18 protein-coding genes are annotated in these 20,415 nt (G+C 71.6%); 7 read left to right on the top strand and 11 right to left on the bottom strand.

The features are described 5' to 3' along the window. Positions 1–121: 121 nt before the first annotated feature. The 5 genes from Raf01_RS47390 to Raf01_RS47410 all read right to left on the bottom strand — a co-directional run bounded on the left by Raf01_RS47390 (position 122) and on the right by Raf01_RS47410 (position 4,842). Positions 122–1,132, bottom strand: coding sequence for an ABC transporter permease (locus tag Raf01_RS47390; protein ID WP_203924761.1), 1,011 nt, complete (start codon positions 1,130–1,132; stop codon positions 122–124). Then, positions 1,129–1,905, bottom strand: a complete 777-nt coding sequence (locus Raf01_RS47395; protein ID WP_203924762.1) for an ATP-binding cassette domain-containing protein — start codon at positions 1,903–1,905, stop codon at positions 1,129–1,131. Before Raf01_RS47395 ends, Raf01_RS47390 begins: the two co-directional genes overlap by 4 nt. Next, positions 1,902–2,903, bottom strand: coding sequence for a sugar ABC transporter substrate-binding protein (locus Raf01_RS47400; protein WP_203924763.1), 1,002 nt, complete (start codon positions 2,901–2,903; stop codon positions 1,902–1,904). Before Raf01_RS47400 ends, Raf01_RS47395 begins: the two co-directional genes overlap by 4 nt. 56 nt (positions 2,904–2,959) lie before the next feature. Next, the gene (locus tag Raf01_RS47405) at positions 2,960–3,760 is read right to left on the bottom strand and encodes an alpha/beta hydrolase (RefSeq protein WP_203924764.1); all 801 of its coding nucleotides are present in this window, start codon (positions 3,758–3,760) and stop codon (positions 2,960–2,962) included. Positions 3,761–3,906: 146 nt separating this feature from the next. After that, positions 3,907–4,842 (bottom strand): alpha/beta hydrolase, encoded by a 936-nt coding sequence (locus Raf01_RS47410; protein WP_203924765.1) that lies wholly within the window; start codon positions 4,840–4,842, stop codon positions 3,907–3,909. A 117-nt stretch (positions 4,843–4,959) separates the two neighbouring features. Between Raf01_RS47410 and Raf01_RS47415 the strand changes: the two genes are divergently transcribed. Then, positions 4,960–6,048 carry a PucR family transcriptional regulator gene (locus Raf01_RS47415; protein WP_203924766.1) on the top strand — a complete coding sequence of 363 codons (1,089 nt, stop codon included), beginning with the start codon at positions 4,960–4,962 and terminating at the stop codon, positions 6,046–6,048. Positions 6,049–6,138: 90 nt separating this feature from the next. On the opposite strand, the gene Raf01_RS47420 is transcribed toward Raf01_RS47415, so the two are convergent. Then, on the bottom strand, positions 6,139–6,873 hold the full coding sequence (locus tag Raf01_RS47420) for a PIG-L deacetylase family protein (protein ID WP_203924767.1): 735 nt from the start codon (positions 6,871–6,873) through the stop codon (positions 6,139–6,141). Beyond that, positions 6,870–8,174, bottom strand: coding sequence for an APC family permease (locus tag Raf01_RS47425; protein WP_203924776.1), 1,305 nt, complete (start codon positions 8,172–8,174; stop codon positions 6,870–6,872). The genes Raf01_RS47420 and Raf01_RS47425 overlap by 4 nt, the downstream gene beginning before the upstream one ends. Before the next feature lie 166 nt (positions 8,175–8,340). On the opposite strand from Raf01_RS47425, the gene pdxR reads away from it, so the two are divergent. After that, complete coding sequence (pdxR, locus tag Raf01_RS47430) at positions 8,341–9,912, top strand: MocR-like pyridoxine biosynthesis transcription factor PdxR (protein WP_203924768.1); 1,572 nt, start codon at positions 8,341–8,343, stop codon at positions 9,910–9,912. A gap of 1 nt (position 9,913) precedes the next feature. Here the strand turns inward: pdxR and Raf01_RS47435 are convergent, their stop codons facing one another. Continuing rightward, on the bottom strand, positions 9,914–10,843 hold the full coding sequence (locus tag Raf01_RS47435) for a hypothetical protein (protein WP_203924769.1): 930 nt from the start codon (positions 10,841–10,843) through the stop codon (positions 9,914–9,916). A 207-nt stretch (positions 10,844–11,050) separates the two neighbouring features. On the opposite strand from Raf01_RS47435, the gene Raf01_RS47440 reads away from it, so the two are divergent. The 5 genes from Raf01_RS47440 to Raf01_RS47460 all read left to right on the top strand — a co-directional run bounded on the left by Raf01_RS47440 (position 11,051) and on the right by Raf01_RS47460 (position 16,447). Beyond that, on the top strand, positions 11,051–12,625 hold the full coding sequence (locus Raf01_RS47440) for an N-acyl-D-amino-acid deacylase family protein (RefSeq protein WP_203924770.1): 1,575 nt from the start codon (positions 11,051–11,053) through the stop codon (positions 12,623–12,625). Further along, positions 12,622–13,521 (top strand): IclR family transcriptional regulator, encoded by a 900-nt coding sequence (locus Raf01_RS47445; RefSeq protein ID WP_203924771.1) that lies wholly within the window; start codon positions 12,622–12,624, stop codon positions 13,519–13,521. The genes Raf01_RS47440 and Raf01_RS47445 overlap by 4 nt, the downstream gene beginning before the upstream one ends. 76 nt (positions 13,522–13,597) lie before the next feature. Continuing rightward, the gene (locus Raf01_RS47450; protein WP_203924772.1) at positions 13,598–14,749 is read left to right on the top strand and encodes an alanine racemase; all 1,152 of its coding nucleotides are present in this window, start codon (positions 13,598–13,600) and stop codon (positions 14,747–14,749) included. Positions 14,750–14,765: 16 nt separating this feature from the next. Then, on the top strand, positions 14,766–15,419 hold the full coding sequence (locus Raf01_RS47455; protein ID WP_203924773.1) for a bifunctional 4-hydroxy-2-oxoglutarate aldolase/2-dehydro-3-deoxy-phosphogluconate aldolase: 654 nt from the start codon (positions 14,766–14,768) through the stop codon (positions 15,417–15,419). Then, positions 15,416–16,447 (top strand): sugar kinase, encoded by a 1,032-nt coding sequence (locus Raf01_RS47460; protein WP_239134556.1) that lies wholly within the window; start codon positions 15,416–15,418, stop codon positions 16,445–16,447. Before Raf01_RS47455 ends, Raf01_RS47460 begins: the two co-directional genes overlap by 4 nt. Before the next feature lie 147 nt (positions 16,448–16,594). Here the strand turns inward: Raf01_RS47460 and Raf01_RS47465 are convergent, their stop codons facing one another. The 3 genes from Raf01_RS47465 to Raf01_RS47475 all read right to left on the bottom strand — a co-directional run. Then, the gene (locus tag Raf01_RS47465; RefSeq protein WP_239134557.1) at positions 16,595–18,871 is read right to left on the bottom strand and encodes a transglutaminase TgpA family protein; all 2,277 of its coding nucleotides are present in this window, start codon (positions 18,869–18,871) and stop codon (positions 16,595–16,597) included. After that, positions 18,868–20,010 (bottom strand): DUF58 domain-containing protein, encoded by a 1,143-nt coding sequence (locus tag Raf01_RS47470; RefSeq protein WP_203924775.1) that lies wholly within the window; start codon positions 20,008–20,010, stop codon positions 18,868–18,870. Before Raf01_RS47470 ends, Raf01_RS47465 begins: the two co-directional genes overlap by 4 nt. Continuing rightward, positions 20,007–20,415, bottom strand: a 409-nt coding sequence (locus Raf01_RS47475) for an AAA family ATPase (RefSeq protein ID WP_373319792.1), incomplete at its 5' end; no start/stop codon positions are given. The genes Raf01_RS47475 and Raf01_RS47470, both read right to left, overlap by 4 nt.

A 20,415-nucleotide genomic window follows, 5' to 3' on the forward strand; every position in this document is an offset into this window, starting at 1 on the left:
TCCATCGCCACCGACCACGTAACCGCACACGCCAGTGCAATACCACTGCAGCATCCTTTCCAGCAGAATGTAGAGGTTGTCTCGTTCTCGCAGCCTCTGCGAGTGGACGATGGCACGAGCGTCAGCGGCGGTAGAGCCTCTGGCGGCGCACGTAGTCCGCAGCCACCGCAAGGATGAGGATGCTGCCGATCACGATGTTGAGGTAGAGCGGCGAGATGTTCGACAGCGCCAGCCCGTTGTCGATTTCCGCGAACAGCAAGGCTCCGATCACGGTACCGGTGATGGTGCCCAGTCCACCGAACAGGCTTGTTCCGCCGATGAGGACTGCGCTTGTCACCACCAGGGTCACGGAAGAACCGCCCGCGCTGACCTGACCGCTACCGGTACGGGCGGTGTAGATGATTCCGGCCAGCGCCGCCAGTACGCCCCCGATGGCGTAGAGCCGCCGGTTGATCGAGGTTGCCGAGATGCCGTTCGCGACCGCGGCGCCCCGGTTGCCTCCGATGGCCCGCACGTTGTAACCGAACCGGGTCTTCTCGAGAACGATCCAGAACACGACTCCGACGACGATCGCGTAGACGACCACGAGCGGGACTCCGTAGAGAGCCCCTTGGCCCAGCAACTCGAAGGTCGGGTCAAGCCCGACGATGTCGTTGCCTCCCGAGAAGACCACGATCAGGCCGGAGATGATGTAGAAGGTGCCCAGTGTCGTGATGATCGGTGGGACACCCAACTTTTCAATGATGAGCGCGTTCGCCAAGCCGGCGATCGTGCCCGACAGGAGTCCGATCAGTATCGCCAGGGGCCACGGCAGCCCGATACTCATGCCCCACGCGGTCGAGATACCTCCCAGGGTGAAGACCGAGCCGACCGAGAAGTCGAGCCCGCCGCCGATCGTGATGAGAGTCGCTCCGCACGCCATGATGAAGTAGATGACGGTGGCCCTGGCCAACTCGATGAGGTTGTTCGCGCTGACGAAGATCGGATTGAGGATCACCGCGACAATGCCGATCACCAGGACGACGAGCACGAGTGTGAACTCCTGCCGGCGCACGATCTGGGCGATCCTGCCCGGTTCACTCGTCCCGTGCGTGCGCGCCTGGGGCGCGCCCTGCGCCACGTTCTCTGTCATGCTGCTCCCTCAATTTCCGCGGGGACCTCTCCGGCGATGGCGCCGGTGATCAGCCCGATTACTTCTTCGCGGGGAGTGCCGGAAGCCGGCCGGGTCGCCACGACTCGGCCGAGGCGCATGACGGCGATGACATCGCTGTGCTCGAACACAAACTCCATGTCGTGGCTGATGCAGACAACCGCCTTGTTCTGACGTTTGAGCTCGTCGATGATTTCGCCGACGTGCGCTGTCTCGCGCACGCCGAGCGCCGCGGTTGGTTCGTCGAGGAGCACGATGTCCGCGTTGAGGCGCACCGCCCGCGCGATGGCGATGATCTGCCGTTGGCCGCCGGAGAGCAGGCCGACCGGCATCGTCACCGAGCCGACGGTTGCCTTGATGTCGTCGAGTACCTGTCGTGCCTGCTGGTTCATTGCCGCCCGGTCGACGAAGAGCCCTTTGCGTGGCAGGCTGCCGAGCGCCATGTTGGTCGCGACGTCCAGGACCTCGACGAGTGCGAGGTCCTGCTGGACCGTCGCGATGCCGGCGTCGCGGGCGTCCTTCGGGCTGTTGAAGACGACGCCCCGGCCGTCGATGAGTAGCGAGCCGGAGTCCAGGGAGTAGATTCCGCTCAGGATTTTGAGCATGGTCGACTTTCCGGCTCCGTTGTCGCCGACGATTCCGAGCACCTGGCCGCGGTGTGCCGAGAGGCTGGCGCCGAGGAGGGCCGCGACCCGCCCGAATGACTTCGAGGCGGATCGCAGCTCCAGTGCTGGCGTCGCGGTGTTGCCACTCACAGGTACTGCCCACCGTCGAGGTACTTCTTGTAGTTGTCCTTGGTGGCGTAGACGATGTCCACGTCGATCTTCGGCTTGACGGTGTCGCCCTTGTGCAGACCGATGAGCGCGTCCGTGGTGGCCTCGCCCGCTCCACAGAGGTCCTGCATCAGCACCGACGCCGCCGTACCGTCCTCGAGAGCCTTGACTCCGCTCTCGTCGGCACCGTTCCCGACGAAGTGCACCTTGCCGACGAGGCCCTTCTGCTTGATGGCGGCGCTGATACCGGCCGATGCGGCACCCTCGTTCGTCGCGAACATGTTGATTTCCGGGTGCGCCGTCAACATGTTCACCGCGAGGTCGACGTCCTTGGTCGGATCGCCGTTGTCGATGCCGGTGTCGACGACCTTCACGTTCGTGGTCTCACCCGCGGCGGCGATGAAGGCGTCCGACCACACCTTGGGCGGCGGCGTGGCAGCTCCCACGATCAGTCCCACCTTGACCTGCGCGTCGCCCGCGTACTTGGAGATGAACTCCACGGCCTGGGTCGCGGAGGTCGCGTAATCGGTGCCGATCTCCACGTCCTGATCGGACGTCGATCCGCCACCGAACAGAGTCGCCGTGAGAATGCCCTTCTTCTTCGCCTGCTCGATGAGCGGGGAGAACTGGTCGGCGGACAGGGGGAAGGTCGCGATGGCTCCCTCACCGTTGGCGATGCCCTGCTGGTAGCGAGAGATCATGTAGTTGGCGTCGACACTGCTACCCGAGGGACCGACCTGCGAGAACTTCACGCCCTTCTTCTGGGCTTCCTCGCCCATGCACTTGCCGATGAGCTTCCACTGGGAATAGTTGGGCAGAGGGTTCACGAACAGGATGGAGCTGAGGTCGCCCCCGGCGTTGGGAGACTTGGCGGCAGACCCGTTGGTGATGGCCTTGCAGCCGACGGGGACGACCAGAACCGCAGAAGTGGCCAGTGCGACCGCCGCATTGCGGATCGCGCGAGATGTGCACCGTGACACGTGATTGCTCCTTGGTTTGTGAGCTTGGGGTGTTGAGGGGTGCTGGTTGGTTGCTTTCAGGGAGAGGTAGCGGAGAGGTCTCGGACCGCTTCGACCAGCCGGCCTCGCGCCGAGGTGGCGGCCGGAATGGTCTCTGCCACTTCCAGCCATCCGTGGATGAGGTGGGCGTCGTCGAGGAGGTTGACGGGGACCCCCGCCTCTGCGAGCCGAAGCGCGTACCGTGCCCCCTCGTCGCGAAGGGGGTCGAAGCCCGCGATGGCGATGGCCGCCGGTGGAAGCCCGCTGAGATCTGCCATCGAGCCGGGCAGCGCATATCGCTCGCTGTCGGTGCCGTTGAGGTAGTACCGGCGGTACATCGCGAGATCGGCGCGAGTCAGCAGATAGTCCGAGCCGTAGTCGAGCATCGACCGGGATTCGAGATCGAAGTCGATGACCGGATACACCAGTACCTGGCCAACCACCTCGACGAGGCCGGAGTCGCGGGCCCATTGCGCGACAGAGGCCGCGAGCGCTCCCCCGGCGCTGTCGCCCATGACGAGGAGAGGCAGGTGTGGGTACCTTCGCGCGGCTTCCCGCGTTGCCGTCAGGGCATCCTCGAACGGAAGCGGGAATGGATGCTCCGGTGAGAGCCGGTAGTCGACGCTGGCGACGATGGCGACGGCACCGTTGGCGACTCTGCGGGTGGTCTTGTCGTGGGTGTCGAGGTTGCCGGCGACGAAGCCGCCACCGTGGAAGTAGACAACGACAGCCCGGGGCGGATGGGAGGGGAAGTAGACACGCGCGGGTACCTCCGAAAAGCTCGCGCGCTCAACCCGGGAGACTGGCTCGGGAACGTACCCGGCGACGTCGTGGCTCAACAGAGCGGCGTTGATCGTCGCGCGCAGGCGCCCGGCGGGCAGGCCAGCGAGGGGCGGGAAGAGGGATCCTCGCGCGGACTCGACGAAGCTCCGCACGTCGGGATCCAGGGCGGACCTGGTTGTGTCCGCCTCACACCGATTGGCGCTCATCGCTGGAAGACGCGCCGAAGCACGCGGATCTGGTCGTGCATCGCGCGACGGCCCACCCCCGTCATGCGATAACCGTCGAATCCGTGCATGGTGCCGGCGTACTGCGTGAGGTCGACTTGAACGCCTGCCCCCATGAGGCGAATCGCATATTCGTAGTCCTCATCTCGGAGCGGGTCGAACTCGGCTATCCAGAAGGACGCGCTCGGAAGGCCGGTCAAGTCATCCGCGAGAGCAGGGGACGCGCGGTAGTCAACGCTGGATGCGGCGGGCCCGAGATACCTTTCCCACATCAGTAGGTTGTGGGCCCGGGTCCACACGGGAGTGTCGGTGAAGCGGGTAACGGAAGGCGTACGACTGCGGCAGTCCAGAACCGGATTGACCAGCAGCTGGTGAGTGAGGGGCGGGCGGTCGAACGCGCGCGCATGGAGCGCTGTCGAGGCGGCCAGTGCCCCACCCGCGCTGTTGCCGCCGATCGCGATGCGGCGCGGGTCGATCCCGAGCGAACCGGCCTCTCGATACAACCAATCGAGCACATCGTTGCAGTCGTCGAACGCGGCGGGAAAGGGGTGCTCGGGCGCGAGTCGGTAGTCCAGCGCGAAAACCACGCAGTTGGCGTCCCGCGCATAGAACTCGCACCGTTCGTCTTCCGTCGCGACGCTGCCCAACATGAAAGCGCCGCCGTGAATGTAGAGAATGGCGGGGAGCGTGCCTATGGAGGACGGCCGGTAGCTGCGTACCCGTAGCTGCCCGCCGCCCCGACGTAGAAGGTGAACGTCCTCAATGGCGACTCCCTCGAGCGAGTTCCGTCCCTGCGCAGCAAGCTCGTCCTCTAGTCGTCGCGCCTCCGAGAGGTCGTCCAAGAGGTCGAACTCGGGAATCATGACGCTAATGGCGGCGAGTTCTGGGTCGAGACGGAGCTGCGGCGGGGTCACCAGCACATATTGCCGGCGGAATCGACGCATCTAACAGCGCCATTTGACGCGGTTCGGAGCGGAAACCTCGCCATTTGGCGCGCGCCAGCTGGCGAGGCCGAGTCGTATCCTGACAGCATGCAAGGGCTGATGCTGAAGCTCGTCAACGTAGACGGTGCCGGCGAACGCGCGTTGCGAGTGGTCTCCTACTTCGACCAGCTGAGCACCAACAGCCCCGATCTCGAAGCCGTTGTCCGTGCCGCGGCCGTCATCGCCGACTGCACCGCCGGACTCGAAGTGCCCGGTCGAGGCGTCATGGTCCGGTGCTCGCAAGACGGCGAACCGCTTCACCAACCCATGGGCCAGCCCAGCGGCGTGCGGGGACTGGAAGGCGGGGAGGAAGGGAAGGTGTGGCTCGAACGCGAAAGCAAGGCGCTCGAACTCGACGAGTTCATCATCGAACGATTTGCCCTGGCCGCCACGAGTGTCCTTCAACGGCGCGCCCCGAACAACCTTGACGCGACAATCGGGTTCTCCGACCCGGCCCTTGCGCAGATTCTCGTCAGCGACCGCGCCAACGAGGCGGAACGCTCGCGCGCGGCCCGCCTCATCGGCCTTCAGCCCTCAAGCAGCGTTCAGCTGATGGCCCTTGAGCCCGACGAGGGGACGTCGGTGGAGTCGCTCGCACGCGAGCTACGTCGCGTCTGGGCTCGACAGCTCTTCGCGGCGGAGCTGTCCCGCCGACTGGCGTTGATCCTCGTCGTCGGCGCGCAACCCGCCAAGCTGGGCGCGTTCGACTTCCCGGGCCGCCTGGGAGTGGGACCCGTCGTGGAGACCCTCGACGCCCCCACCTCGTGGTCCGCCGCCCGGGAAACCCTGCGGTTCGCGGGCGCGGGAGTCGCGTGGCCGCGCGCACTCGATGCCGGCACGGTCGGAGTGCTTCGACTGCTCAGCCGCCTCGACCCGAGCGCTGTCGCGGCGGAGGACGACGTGGCTGCCATCGCCCGCATCGCGGTCGAGCCGGGCGGAGAGCAGGCGCTTGAGCTACTGGACCACTTCCTCCACTCCGGTTCCTTGCGAGAGGCAGCGCGCGCTACCAACTTCCATCACAGCAGCCTTCAGAACCGGATCACACGCATCGGGGCACAGCTCGGTATCGACCTGAACTCACCCGCCGGTCGACAGCGTGCCCAGCTGGCCCTGTTGCTTTCGCGGTGTGCCCGATAGCCGCGAGTCGAACGTCGGCCAGCACGCGGTGGGACGCGGTCGGAGCCGGTCCGGCTCCCCGATGCCGGGCCGGCCGGCCGCTTCCGTTTCTCAGGTGTAGATGACCTCGAAGGACACGCCGTAGCGCACGCCCAGCCGGGCGCCGGTGGGCCGGGACACCGACTCCAGAAACTCCTCCGGGTCGCTCATCGCGGTCGGCCCGAGGCCGCGCAGGTATTCGGCGTGCGCCGCGAGCGACGCGACGCCGCGGTCGAAGCCGCCGGTCACGTCCACGCCGTGCGTGGCCATCGGGCTGCCAGCGACGAAGATGTGCGTCGCCTTCCACGGCTCCAACCCCTCGTCCAGCAACTCGCGGAACACCCACCGGTTGGCCGCGTCGCGTACCCCGTCGATCACGCACCGGCCGAGCGCGACGTGGTCGGCCTGGTTCTGCAGGCCCGGGCGCCAGGAGTCGTGGTGGTTGCCGGTGATGACCACGTCCGGACGGTGTCGCCGGACCGCGCGGGCGATGTCCCGCCGCAGGTCGAGCCCGTATACCAGCATCCCGTCCGGATACCCGAGAAACTCGACCACGTCCACACCGACGAGCGCCGCGCCGGCCCGCTCCTCGGCTTCGCGCAGCGGGCCGCACCGCTCCGGTTCCATGCTGTCGATGCCCGCCTCGCCGCTGGTGGCCAGGCAATACACGACGCGCTTGCCCTGGTCGGTCCAGCGGGCGACGGCCGCCGCGGTGCCGTACTCCAGATCGTCCGGGTGTGCGGCGATGGCCAGCGCGCTCGACCAGGACTCGTCGACCGGTTCCAGGGGCACGATCGGTTCAGTCATAACGCCGACGCTACTGCAGGGTCCGCGTCGTCGGCGGCTTCCGGCGCGGTGTCGGGCACTGTGACTTTGGGGGTACGGGTACCGGCACGCCGGCCCGCGTACAGCAGGGCGACCGCCGCCACGCCCAGCGTCCACAGCACGTACCAGCCGTTCATGAACAGCAGTACCGAGACGGCGACCAGCGCCACCACCGCGGCCCGGCGCGACCAGCTGCGCCGGGGCAGCAGGCGCACCGCGGCGGCCGTGCTGAGCATGTACACCAGCACGAACGAGCCGGTGGTCAACTGGACCAGCGTCCGCGTGGACAGGCCGGTCACCGCCACGATCGCCAGGGACAGGGCGGACAGCACGGCGACGGAGGCCAGGCTGCGGCGGGGAATCTCGCCCGCGCTGCTGCCCCGCCCGAACCACGCGGGAAGCGCGCCGTCCCGGCCCAGCGCGGCGCCGAGCCGGGCGACGCCGGAGAAGTACGCGTTCATCGTGCCGAGCGTCAGCAGCACCGCGACCGCGGCGGTGGCGATCCGGGCCGGCGCGCCGAGCCCCACGGCGAGCAGTTCGGCCAGCGGCGCCTGGGTGGTCGCCGCGCCCGGCCCGAGGACCAGCACGCTGGCCCCGGCGACGCCGAGGTAGAGCACGCCGACCACGACGAGCGCGACGACCGAGGCGCGCGGCACGTCGCGCTTCGGGTCGCGGAAGTCGGCGGCCAGCGAGGTGACCGCCTCCCACCCGGCGAAGCCCCAGACGAGCACCGCCGCGGCCGGTCCGATGGCCAGCCAGCCGTGCGGCGCGAACGGGTGCAGGTTGGCCAGGTGGGCGTGCGGCAGCGCCGTGGCCGTAGCGGTCAGCAGCAGCGTCACCAGCAGGGCAGCCATGCCGAGCTGCAGCCGGCCCGAGACGCGTACCCCGCCGGCGTTCATCGCGGTCACCGCGACGATCATCAGCGCCGCCGTGATCAGCGTGGTGCGCATCCCGCCGCCGAGCACGGCGGCGACGTACGCCCCGCCGAACATGGCCGCCGGCGGCGCACCGGCCGGTACCGCGAAGTAGAAGCACCAGCCGACCACGGTGGCCGCCCGCGCGCCGAACGCGGTCCGCACGTAGGTGGACACACCCCCGGCGTCCGGGTACCGCGCACCGAGCGCCGCGAACGTGGCGGCCAGCGGCACGGACAGCAGGATCAGCGCGAGCCAGGCGATCAGCGAAGCCGGCCCGGCCGCCGCGGCGCCCAGCGCGGGCAGGGCGATTACCCCGGTACCGAGGACGGCGCCGATCGACACTGCGGCGCCCTGCGGCATCGTCATTCCTCTCACGAGCACCAGGCTAGGTGCCGGATTGGCTCCGCATCAGATCCAATAGTTACCATCTGGACTGGGCCAATTCGCCGAGGCCGAAACGCGTGGGGGGCTCGCCTCCCGTCACAACCCGGATCCGGCTGTGCTCCCCGGAAAAAGGGATGGGGTGTCTCTCATGGATCTGCACGTCAGCCTCGCCGGCCGCGGCGACCTGGCTGCCCGGATCTACCGGCAGATCCTCGACGCGATCCTGGACGGGCGGCTGCGCGCCGGCGAGCGGCTGCCGCCGACCCGCGAGCTGGCCCGCCGGCTGGATGTGTCGCGAAACACGGTGGCCGTCGCGTATGACCGGCTGACCGCCGAGGGCTTTCTGCACGCGCGGGTCGGGGCGGGCACGTTCGTCGCCACCGCCGACCGTCCCGACGCGAGCCGGCCGTCCGGTCCCGAAGACCACAGCCGGAGCCGGATTGTGGCGGAGGCGAGCACCCCCCACGCCTCCCCGAGACCGGCCCGCCGCGGCGCGCCCCGGCGGGCACCGGGCGGCAGCGAGGTCGCTCCCCGTCCACTGTGGAACCAGGTCGTGGCCGCGCATGTCCCATCGCCACCGACTGCCGCCATCGATTTCCGGGTCGGCAACCCCGACCCGGCGCTGTTCCCGATACAGACCTGGCGCCGGCTGGTCGGCCGCGAGCTGCGCCGGGCCTCGTTCGATCCGGGCGGCTACGGCGACCCCGCCGGGCACGCCGGGCTGCGCGCCGCGATCGCCCGGCACGTCGGGCTGTCCCGGTCGGTGCGGGCCGGCGCCGACGACATCGTGGTCACCCAGGGAGCACAGCAGGCGCTGGACCTCATCGGACGGGTACTGGTCGAGCCGGGCGCCACGGTCGCGGTCGAGAACCCCGGATACCGCCCGGCCCGGCTGCTGTTCCGGTCGCTGGGCGCCCGGGTGGTCGGCGTACCGGTGGACGACGAGGGGCTGGACGTGGCCGCGTTGCCGGCCGGCACCCGGCTGGTGTACACCACGCCGTCGCACCAGTTCCCGCTCGGCGCCCCGATGTCGCTGGCGCGGCGCACCGCGCTGCTGGACTGGGCCGGCCGGCACGGTGCCGTGATCGTCGAGGACGACTACGACAGCGAGTTCCGGTACGGCGACCGGCCGCTGGAGCCGCTGCAGAGCCTCGACCGCCATGGCCGGGTGGCATACGTCGGGTCGTTCTCCAAGACCATGCTGCCCGGCCTGCGGCTGGGCTTCCTGGTCACCCCGGCGTCGCTGCGCCCCGCGCTGCACGCCGCCAAGCGGCTGACCGACTACCACGGCGACATCCCGGCTCAGGGGGCGCTCGCCCGATTCATCGACGAGGGCATGCTGTCCCGGCACGTCCGGCGGGCTCGCCGAGAATATGGGGCCCGGCGCGATCTGCTCCTTTCCACCCTCGCTGACCGGTTCGGCGAGTGGCTGGAGCCGGTACCGTCGGCGGCCGGCCTGCACGTGTGCGCCCGGCTGCGGGCCGGGGTGGCGGTCGACATCGACGACGTGGTGGACCTGGCCCTGCGGGCGGGCGTGGCGGTGGAGGGCCTCGCCGGGTACTACGCGCAGGAGCCCCGGGCCGGACTGGTGATCGGGTACGGCGCGGTCCCCCGCGACCTGATCGCTCCCGGCCTGCGGATCCTGCTGCGGTGTTTCCGCGAGGCCGACCGGTCGGGATCGTCGCGCGGCGTTGGACGCGCCGAGCCAGAACGACCGTAAGCTACGCCCACTCCCAGTAGAAGCCGACGATCGCGCGCTCGACGACGTCGAAGCGGCGGTGCACCGAGCGTTGCTCGTCCAGTTCGACCGATTCGCGCTCCAGGATCCGGCCCTGGTCCAGGCCGTCCCAGCTGGCCGACCAGATCCGCTTGGGCAGCCGCTGCGGGTGGAAGGTGACCCAGATGCTGACGTCCCGGGTGGCGCGGGCCAGGCCCCGGCGGAACTCCGCGGGCGGCTGGGACCGGTAGAAGAACGTCGTGTGGTACTGCATGAGCGCGCTCTCGCCCTTGGCCAGCGGGTGCGTCAGCTGGATGTCCACCGCGTACAGCGAATCGGACACCCGGTAGATCCGCTGCCCGACCTTCCCGCCCCGGGTCACCTCGACGGTCAGCTCGTTGGTGTCGAACCGGTACGGGTAGGAGTCCAGCCGGTCGACGGTGGACCGGATCACCTGGATCGTCTGGTGCTCGGCGGGGCGACCGTCCGGGCCCAGGGTGTGCATCTCGTGCATGGCCAGCGTCTCGTAGCCGGGCGGCCCACCGCGCTGGTACAGGTCGGCCGGCCGCAGCGCGTCGCCGGTGATGACCCGGGTCGCGCCGGAGCCGCGCAACACGTCGCGCAGCCGGTTGGCGTGCCGGCCGGTGAGGTCGAACGCCTCGATGAACCGCTCCAGCGTCGCCGGGCTCAGCTCGACGCCGGTCAGTGCCCTGCGGACGGTGTCCACGTCGACGGTGTCCACGTGGACGGTCCCGGACCCGGGCTCGCCGCCGTCGAGCACCGCGGCGACCGCGGCATAGTCGATGTCGTTGGGTTCGGCTCCGGGGCCGGCAGTGTCCGGTCCGGTCGTCCACCGGCTCTGGTACTCGCCGGGTCGCAGCAGCAGCAGGCGCAGATACGCGCATGCCTGCTTGACCCGGTCGTCCTCAGCCATGTCGGTAATCCTCCGTCACCGCGGCCCGCGTGGACATACCGCTAACGGCCAGGGTAACGAGTCTGGCCGGCGGCGGCGCGCCCACGGTGCGCGGTCGAGCACCCACGGTTGACGCCGATTGTGCAATGCACAATGCTATGCCGAATATGTTTCATCTCGACCGGCGGGTGCCTAGCCTCGTCGGCGGCGGGACAGGGGTGGTGCGGCGTGTTCGACCTGGTGATCCGGGGCGGTTCGGTGCTCGACGGCACGGGCGGCCCGGCGCTGCCGGCGGACGTGGCATGCAGCGGCGACCGGATCGTCGCGGTCATCGAACGCGCCGCACCGGCGCCGACCGGCGCCCCGGGCGGTTCGCTGGAGGCCGCCTTGGTGATCGACGCCACCGGCCGCTATGTGACACCCGGGTTCGTGGACGCGCACGTGCACGCCGACGCCGCGGTCTTCGACCCGGCCGTGCAGCTCGCCGTCCTGGCCCAGGGTGTGACCACGCTCATCCTCGGGCAGGACGGAGTGTCCTTCGCTCCCGGTTCACCGTCCACTGTGGAGTTCGCGACCCGGTACTTCGCCGCCGTCAACGGGGTGCACCCGCTGCTGCCACCCGGCACCGCGGCGTCGGTCGCCGAGTTGCTCGACGGGTACACCGGGCGGATCGCCTGCAACGCGGCATACCTGGTGCCGCACGGCACCGTCCGGTACGAGGTGATGGGCGCCGCGGCCGGGGCACCCGATCCCGGACAGCTCGCCCGGATGCTCGCACTGGTCGAGGGCGGGCTGGCCGACGGCGCGGTGGGGCTGTCCAGCGGGCTGGAGTACATGCCGGGCGGGTACGCCACCGCGGACGAACTGATCCGGCTCGCCGCACCGCTGGGTGGTCGCCCGTACGTGACGCACATGCGCGGGTACGAGGCCCACGCCGGTACCGGGATGGCCGAGGCGACCGCGATCGGGCGCGGCAGCGGGGCGCCGGTACACGTGTCGCACTACCACGGCCCGGCCGAGTGGCTGGCCGGCATGGTCGACGAGGCGCGCGACGGCGGCCTGGACGTCACCTTCGACTCGTACCCGTACCTCCGCGGCTCCTCTACCCTCGCGATGGTCACGCTGCCCTCCTTCCTGCCCACCGCCGACCTGGACGCGACGCTCGCCGCGCTCCGCGAGCCGGCGACGCAGGCACGGCTTGCCGGCCTGTGGTCCGCCGAGCTGTGGCCGAGAATCACGCTGGCCTGCGTGGAGCACCCGGACTGGTCGTGGACCGAGGGCCTGCGGCTGCCGGAGGCGGCGGACAAGGCCGGCCTGTCCCCGGCACGACTGGCCGTCGAGCTGTTGCTGGCCACCGGACTCGGCGTCGGCTGCGTGTTCGACCAGCCGCCGACCGCGACCGAGGACTCGGTCCGCGCGCTGCTGCGCCATCCGGCGCACATCGGCGGCTCGGACGGCATCTACCGGGGCGGCCACCCGCACCCACGCGGCTTCGGAGCGTTCGCCCGGCTGCTCGGCCGGCACGTGCGTGAGCTGGGCGACTGGAGCTGGCCCGAGGCTGTGGTGCACCTGGCGGCGGCGCCGGCCCGGCGCTTCGGCCTGGCCGACCGGGGTCTGGTGCGCCCCGGCCACGCCGCCGACCTGGTGGTGCTCGACCCGGCGACGATCGCCGACCGGGCCGACTACGCCCGGCCGCGCGAAGCGGCGACCGGAGTGGACACGGTGGTGGTCGGCGGAGTCGTGGTGCTCACCGGCGGCGCGCTGACCGGCGCGACGCCCGGCCGTGGGCTGCGTGGGTCATGACCGCGACCAGTCCCGCGGCGCGGCGAGGGCGCCGGACGGTCACCAGCGGGGTACCGGCGACGGCCGGCGCCGCCGCGCGCGGTCGCGACCGGGCCGCGGTCGACGGCCCGGTGGACGCCGGGTCGGGTACCCGCAACCAGAGCGCGTCGCTGCGCCGCGGGGTGGCCCTGCTCGGGTACGTGCGCGACCACGCCGGTGCCGGCCGAGGCGTGAAGCTGACCGAGCTGGCCGAGGACCTGTCGCTGTCCAAGAGCAGCGTGCTGCGCCTGGCTGCGCCACTGATCGAGGCCGACCTGCTGGCCCGCGACCGGGAGACCGGGGCGTTCCGGCTCGGCCACGGCGCGCTGCGGCTGGGCCAGGCGTACCTGTCCCGGCTGGACCTGCGCACGATCGCCGCGGTGCACGCCAACCAGTTGATGCGCGCCACGAACCACACCGTGCACCTGGTCGTCTACGACGCGCCGCACGTGGTCTACGTCGACAAGGTGGAAAACGAGACGAGCGTGCGGATGGCTTCCCGGGTGGGTAGCCGGGCGCCGGCCTACCGCACCGGCGTCGGCAAGGCGATCCTGGCCTGGCTGCCGCCCGCCGCGCTGGACGAGGTACTGGCCGGCGGGCTGGTCGCGAGGACGCCGTACACCATCACGGATCCGGACCGGCTGCGCGCCGAGCTGGCCCGCATCCGGGAGCGCGGGTTCGCCGTGGACGACCGGGAGAATGAGCCGGAGGTACGTTGCGTTGCCGCGCCCATCTTCGATCACACGGACACGGTGGCCGGCGCGCTGAGCGTCTCGGGGCTCAGCTTCCGGTTGACCGCGGCCCGGGTACGCGAACTGGGGCCGCTGGTCGCGCAGGCCGCCCGGCGAATTTCCGCGGAGATGGGAGCGACCCGATGAGCGAGCGCAGCGAGCGACTTAGCACGTGCAGTCCGGTTGAGCCTCATCGGTCCGGCGAGCGAAGCGAGGCGGGCCGATGAGCGATAGAGAGGCCGAGAAGACCGACTGGCGGGACAAGGGCTTCTGGTTCCCGGACGGGCCGGGCGACCCGGTCGGACAGCGGCTGGTCGACGGGCCGTTCACCTGGCCGGTGCTCGTGGCGCGGGAGAGCGCCCTGCGGCACAACATCACCACCATGGCCGGCTACCTGGCCGATCGCGGCGTGCGGCACGCGCCGCACGGGAAGACGACCATGGCACCGTCGGTGTTCGCCGCCCAGCTCGCCGCGGGCGCGTGGGGGCTGTCCGCCGCGACCGCGAACCAGCTTCTGGTATACCGCCGGGCCGGCGTGAACCGGGTCCTGCTGGCCAACCAGCTGCTCGATCCGCGACCGTTGCAGTGGTTGGCGAGCAGCCTCGACGACGATCCCGAGTTCGAGCTGCTGTCCTATGTGGACTCCGAGGCGGGGGTGGCGGCGCTGGCCGCCACGACGGGTACCCGACCGTTCCGGGTGCTGGTCGAGATCGGGCACCCCGGCGGCCGTACCGGGTGCCGCACGGTACCCGAGGCCGTGGCGGTCGCCCGTGCCGCGGCCGCCAGCCCGCGCATCGAGGTGGCCGGCGTCGCCGGCTACGAGGGCAAACTGTCCACAGTGGACGAGGCACGGTCGTTCATGGGTACGCTGCGCGCCGCTGCCGAAGAGCTGCCGGTGACCGGGCCGGTGGTGGCCAGCGCGGGCGGCAGCGTCTATTTCGACGTGGTCGCCGAGGAGCTGTCCGGGCACGGGTACGAGGTGATCCTCCGGCCGGGCGCGTACGTGACCCACGACCACGGCTTCTACGCCCGGCGCAGCCCGCTGGCCTCGACCCTGCGCCCCGCGCTGGAAGTCTGGGCTCAGGTGCTGTCGGTACCCGAGCCGGGGCTGGCCATCGTCGGGATGGGCCGGCGGGACGTCCCGTACGACGAGGGGCTGCCGGTACCGCTCGGCCACGCCGGTGGCGCCTCCGTCACCGGTACCGTGGACGCCCTCAACGACCAGCACGCGTACCTGCGCGCCGACGGGCTGCACCCGGGCGACCTGCTGCGCTTCGGCATCTCCCACCCGTGCTCGGCATTCGACCGCTGGCGGGTGATCCCGGTCATCGACGACGCCGACCGGGTGACCGATCTGATCCACACCTATTTCTGAGACGGGAACCATCGCAATGTCCTCACCAACCGGCGCCGGCGCGCTGGACACCTCCCCGCTTGCCGACGGCCTCATCGCGATCCTGCGCGGGCGCTCCGCGACGCACCTCGACAGTGTCATCGACACCCTGGTCGACGCGGGCGTACGCACCCTGGAGGTCACTCTCAACACCCCGGACGCGCTCGGCGCGCTGCGCCGGGCCACCGACCGGCTCGGCGACCGGGTGCTGATCGGCGCCGGTACGGTGCGCACCACCAGCCAGGCACACGACGCGGTGGCCGCCGGTGCCCGGTTCCTGGTCAGCCCGCACACCGACCCGGAGATCGGGCAGGTGGCCCATGCCTCCAGCGCAGACTGGCTGCCGGGCGCGTTCACGGCGACCGAGGTGGCGTCGGCCTGGGCGGCCGGCGCGACCGCGGTGAAGCTGTTCCCGGCGCGGCTGGGTGGCCCGCGGTACCTGCGGGACCTGCGCGAGCCGCTGGACGACATCCCGATCGTGCCGACCGGCGGCGTGGACGCCGACTCGGTGGCGGACTGGTTCGCGGCCGGCGCGGCGGCGGTCGGCGCGGGCGGACCGCTGCTCGGCGACGCCCTGGCCACCGGCGACCTGGCGGCCCTGCGCGCACGCGCGGAGACGATGGTCGACGCGGTACGCCGGGCGAAGAAGTGACCGCCCCGGACGAGGCGGCGGCCGGGGCCAACGGCCCTTCCGGCAACGGGGCCGCCGCGGGCCGGGCTGCCGGCGACGGTGGCGCACCGGCCGACGTGGTCACCATGGGCGAGACCATGGCGATGCTCAGCACCCCGCGCATCGGCCTGCTGCGGCACGCGGCCAGTCTCGACCTGTCCAGTGGCGGCGCGGAGAGCAACCTGGCCATCGGGCTGGCCCGGCTCGGGCACCGGGTGTCCTGGGTCGGCCGGGTCGGCGCCGACGAGTTCGGTGCGCTGATCTGCCGTACTCTGGCCGCCGAGGGCATCGACTGCCGCTCCATCGTCGACCCCGCCGCGCCGACCGGATTGATGATCAAGGCTCGGCGAACCGAGGCGGTCACCCGGGTGAGTTATTACCGCAGCGGCAGCGCCGGGTCCCGGCTGTCCCCGCAGGACGTGGACACCGCGCTGGTCTCCCGGGCCCGGGTGCTGTACCTCACCGGGATCACCCCGGCCCTGTCCGGCACCGCGCGGGAGGCGGTGCGGTACGCGATCGACGTGGCCCGTCGCGCCGGCGTCCTGGTCTGCCTCTCCCTCAACTACCGGCAGGCGCTGTGGAGCGAGCAGGCCGCCGGTGCCGAGTTCGCCGAACTCGTCACGCAGGCGGATCTGGTGTTCGCGAGCGAGGCCGAGGCGCGGCTGGTGGTCGGCGGCGACACGGTCGAGGATCTGGCCGCCGAGCTGTCGGCCCTCGGGCCGCGTCAGGTTCTCATCACCCGAGGGGCGCGGGGTGCGCTCGCGTACGTCGACGGCGAGGTGCTGATCGCTCCGGCGTACCCGGTGAGCGCGGTCGACCCGGTCGGGGCCGGCGACGCGTTCGCCGCCGGGTACCTCAGCGCGACCCTGGACGGGATGTCCATTGTGGACTGTCTGGACCGGGCGTGCCTGGCGGGCGCGTTCGCGGTGACGGTACCGGGCGACTGGGAGGGGCTGCCCGACCGGGCGGACCTGGCGCTGCTGCGCGCCGAGGACGCGGTACTGCGCTGAGCGGCGTTCGGATTTCGACCAGTCTGGCTCGGCGCGTCTAACGCCGCGCTACGACCCAGACCAGTCGTTCGACCAGTCCGGCTCGGCGCGTCTGAGGCGGCGCGACGGGCGCGGACCGGAGTCGTGCGCCCGGCGGCGCGGGCCGGCTCAGCGGCCGGGGGTCGCCGGGCGCAGCGGTTCCTGACGCTTCGCCGCGTCCGGCGCCGGGAACGCCGCGTGCGTCCAGCGCAGCGGTCCGGGGCGCAGGCTCCACACCAGCCGCCGCCACAACGGCTGCGCGCGGCGCAGCCCGCGGGCGAAGGCGGTCGCCCGGGTGCCGGCCGTCGCCGCGTCCCGGTCGTCGGCGAACTCCGGCGCGAACGCGACCAGGTTCGCCAGCTCCACCAGCTCGTTCAGGGGCGGCGGCGCGGCGCCCTTGGCCGGCGGCCGGACCGCCCACTCGGCCACCTCGGTCGCGGTCAGGTGCTCCGGTGGCCGTCGGCCGGCCAGCCGTAGCGCGTCGAGCACTTCCAGCCAGGCACCCCGTACCCGATCGGAGGGCCCGCCGACCGACAGCCTCTGCCGGGTACGCGAGCGGCGGGCGATGACCACCCACAGCTGCGCCACCAGCACGAGTACCAGCACGGCTCCGCCGGCCGCGTACGGCGTCCACGGCGGCAGCAGAGCCGAATCGGCGCCCGGTGTCGCGTGCTGGCTGGCGCTGGCGCTCGCCGAGCTGGAGGCCGTCGGCGTCGCCGAGGCGTCGTCCGCGTCCGAGGGTGTCGGCGGGTCCGGCTTCGGCTTGTAGTCCTGGTCCAGTTGCCGGTGCTTGGTGTCCTTCGCCGGGATCGGGTCGAACGGCACCCAGCCGATGCCGGAGAACAGCACCTCCGGCCAGGCCAGCGCGTCCGCGCCGTGGACCGTGCCGTGCCCGGCCTCGGCCCGGAACCCGACCACCACCCGGGTCGGCAGCCCCATCAGCCGGCCGAGTACGGCGTAGGACGCCGCGAACTGTTCCGAGGTACCCCGCTGGCCGCCCTGCGCCGCCGGCCCGAGCAGGAAGAAGTCCAGGTTCGGGTACGCGTGCCCGCTCGGCGCGTCGAGAACGTACGTGTAGTGCTCGGCGATGAACTGCTGCAGCGCGTACGCCCGCTGGTAGGCCCCTCCGTTGCCCTCCTGGATGGACTCCGCGAGCTTCTGGATGTCGGCCGGGACGCTGGCACCGGTCTGCAGGTACCGCGACACGGCCGGGCCGCTGGGCACGTCCGCCAGCGCGAGCAGGTTCGGGTTCGGCTGCGCCGCCTCGGACACCACCGAGTAGCTGATTCCGGGCACCAGCCCGTCCGGGCGCAGCAGGGTGCCGGTGCCGGTGTCGTACGCGACCCGGATGCCGTTGATCTCGTGCGGCGTGCCGACCGCCGGTACCAGTCGCCCGGCGAGGTCGCGCACGGTGATCTGCTGGGTGACCCGGGTGACGGACTTCGGAGTCGCGGCGCCGCCCGGCGGCGGGGTCAGCCCGGGCAACTCCCGGCCGGCGTCCCGGTAGTTGGCGCCGATCGTCCAGGTGACCCCGTCGAAGTTGCTGAGCACGGCCAGTTCGATGCGCGTGTCGGCCGACATGGTCGCGTCGAACAGCGGCTCGGTCGGATTCTGCATCCAGCCCGAGATGCGGGCCAGCGGATCCTGGTCGAGGGTGTCGGACTGCGGCGGGGTCACCGCGGCGCGCGGGTCCACCGGGTCGTGCGGCACCGTCGCCGCGACCGCCGGTACCACGGCCGCCGCCAGCGCGACGAACACCGCCACGCCGATCGCCGCCCGTACCCGCAGCCGCGCGCGCATCGGCCCGCGCTGCCGGGCGGTCAGCTCGGGCCCGATCGGATCCGGGGTCGCGCGCCGGGACACCGTGCCGACCAGCGCCCCGGCGGACAGCGCGACGTAGGCCACCGCGCGCCACGGCTGTACGCCGCCGTGCGGGCCGGCCAGGATCAGTGCCGCCAGGTAGAGAACCGTCGGCGGGATCAGGGCCAGCGGTGCCCGCCCGGCGCGCAGGCCCAGCTCGGCGCAGATCAGGCCGGCGATCCAGACCAGCACGACCGGCACCAGCACGGTGTCCGGCTGCGCCTCGATCGGGATCAGCGCGGTGAGCAGTTGCGGGCCGCCGTTGCGCGCCGCCTCGTGCAGCAGCGTGGGCAGCGTTCCGGACACTCCCGAGGCACCGGCGGAATACCAGACCGCGAACACCACGTACCCGAGCATGGCCAGCACCGACACCGGCGCGACAGTCCACTGTGGACTCCGTACCAGCAGCAGGCCGATGCCCACCGAACCCACCGCCGCGCCGGCCACCAGCAGGGCGAGCAGCCGGCCGTCGTAGATCCGGCCGGCCGCGCCGGCGCCCAGCGCGAGCAGTCCCGCGTAGCACAGCGCGGCGATGACCCGCCTCACGACCAGATCCCGTCCCACAGTTGCGCGAACTCGGCGGCGTCCCGGGCCGCGATCACCTGGAAGCCGGCGTCGGCCCCCGGGCCCTGTTGCGGCCCGAACAGCCCGATCATGATGGTGGCGTACGTGCCGCGGAGCGCCATCATCGCGCCCAGGTCCTCCGGCGCCGCCCTGCCGGTCAGGCAGATCAGGGTGTCCCCGGCCTGCATCTGCCGGGCCCGCTCGGCGATCCCGGCCAGCCCGTTCTGGCCCAGTTCCTCGTCGGTGTGCGGGCGCGCCTCGGCCAGCACGTCCAGGTACCCGCTGCTGTCCGCGGCGACCGGCAGGCTGGTGCCGCTCGCGGTGAGCAGGTGGACCGACAGGTCGGCCCGGGTCGCGGCGGCGACCACCGAGGCGGCGGCCTCGCAGGCGTCCTCGAACGTGTCGCCGTGGTGCACGGCGGTCCGGTCGTCGAGCAGCACCACGATCCGGGGCCGGCTGGTGTCCACCCGTTCGCGCACCATCAGTTCACCGATGCGCGCGCTGGTCCGCCAGTGCACGTGCCGCAGGTCGTCACCGGGCACGTACTCGCGCAGCGAGTCGAACGTCGAGCTGCCGTGGGGTACCCGCTCGGCCAGCCCGTCCAGGTTGCGCGACGAGCCGGACGGCACCCCGGCGATCGGGTGCACGTACGGGTACACCCAGACCTGGCCGGTCTCGCCGAACGGTCGCTGCACCCGGGCCAGCCCGAACGGGTCGCGCCGGCCGACCCGCAGGGGGCCTAGCTGCACCACGCCCCGCCGCTCGGTGGGCACCCGGTAACTGACCGTCGTCTTGCGCCCCGGGCGCAGCCGTACCAATGGAATCGGCACCGGACGCGGCCCGCAGTAGTCCTCGCCGACCACGGTGAGCGAACCCCACGGCCGGGCGTTGCTGACCTCCAGCGTCACCCGGCACTCTTCGCCGCGCATGACCCGGTCCGGTTCGATCGCGCGCCCGACTTCCAGGCGGGGCCGGAGCAGACCGGCGGCCAGCGACATGCCGACCGCGAGCGCGGCGGCCACCCCGATCGCGGCCAGCTCCGGGTAGCCGAACACGATCCCACCGACCAGCAGGAGCACGCCGGTAATGAGGAGGCCGATGCCCCGGGAGGTGATCCTCACGTGCTCACCGGCGTCGGTACGGGGACGCCGGAGAGGACCTCGTCCAGCACATCCTGCGGCGTGGCGCCGCGCATCTGGGCGTCCGGCATCAGCAGCAGCCGATGCCCGAAGACCGGCGTGACGAGTTCCTTGAGGTCCTCGGGCAGCACGTAGCCCCGGCCTACGGTGCAGGCGTAGGCCCGCGCGGCCCGGGTCAGCGCGATCACGCCACGGGGGCTGACGCCGACCCGCACGTACGGGTGGCTCCTGGTAGCGGCGGCGAGCCTGACCGCGTACGCGTACAGCGGATCGGCGAGGTAGACCCGGGCGGTCAGCCCGATCAGGGTACGGACCATCTCGGTGTCGGTCATCGCCTCCAGCCGGTCGGGCGAGTGGCCGGCCCGGGCGGCGCGGACGACATCGACC

Source organism: Rugosimonospora africana (assembly GCF_016862975.1).
Taxonomy (GTDB): domain Bacteria; phylum Actinomycetota; class Actinomycetes; order Mycobacteriales; family Micromonosporaceae; genus Rugosimonospora; species Rugosimonospora africana.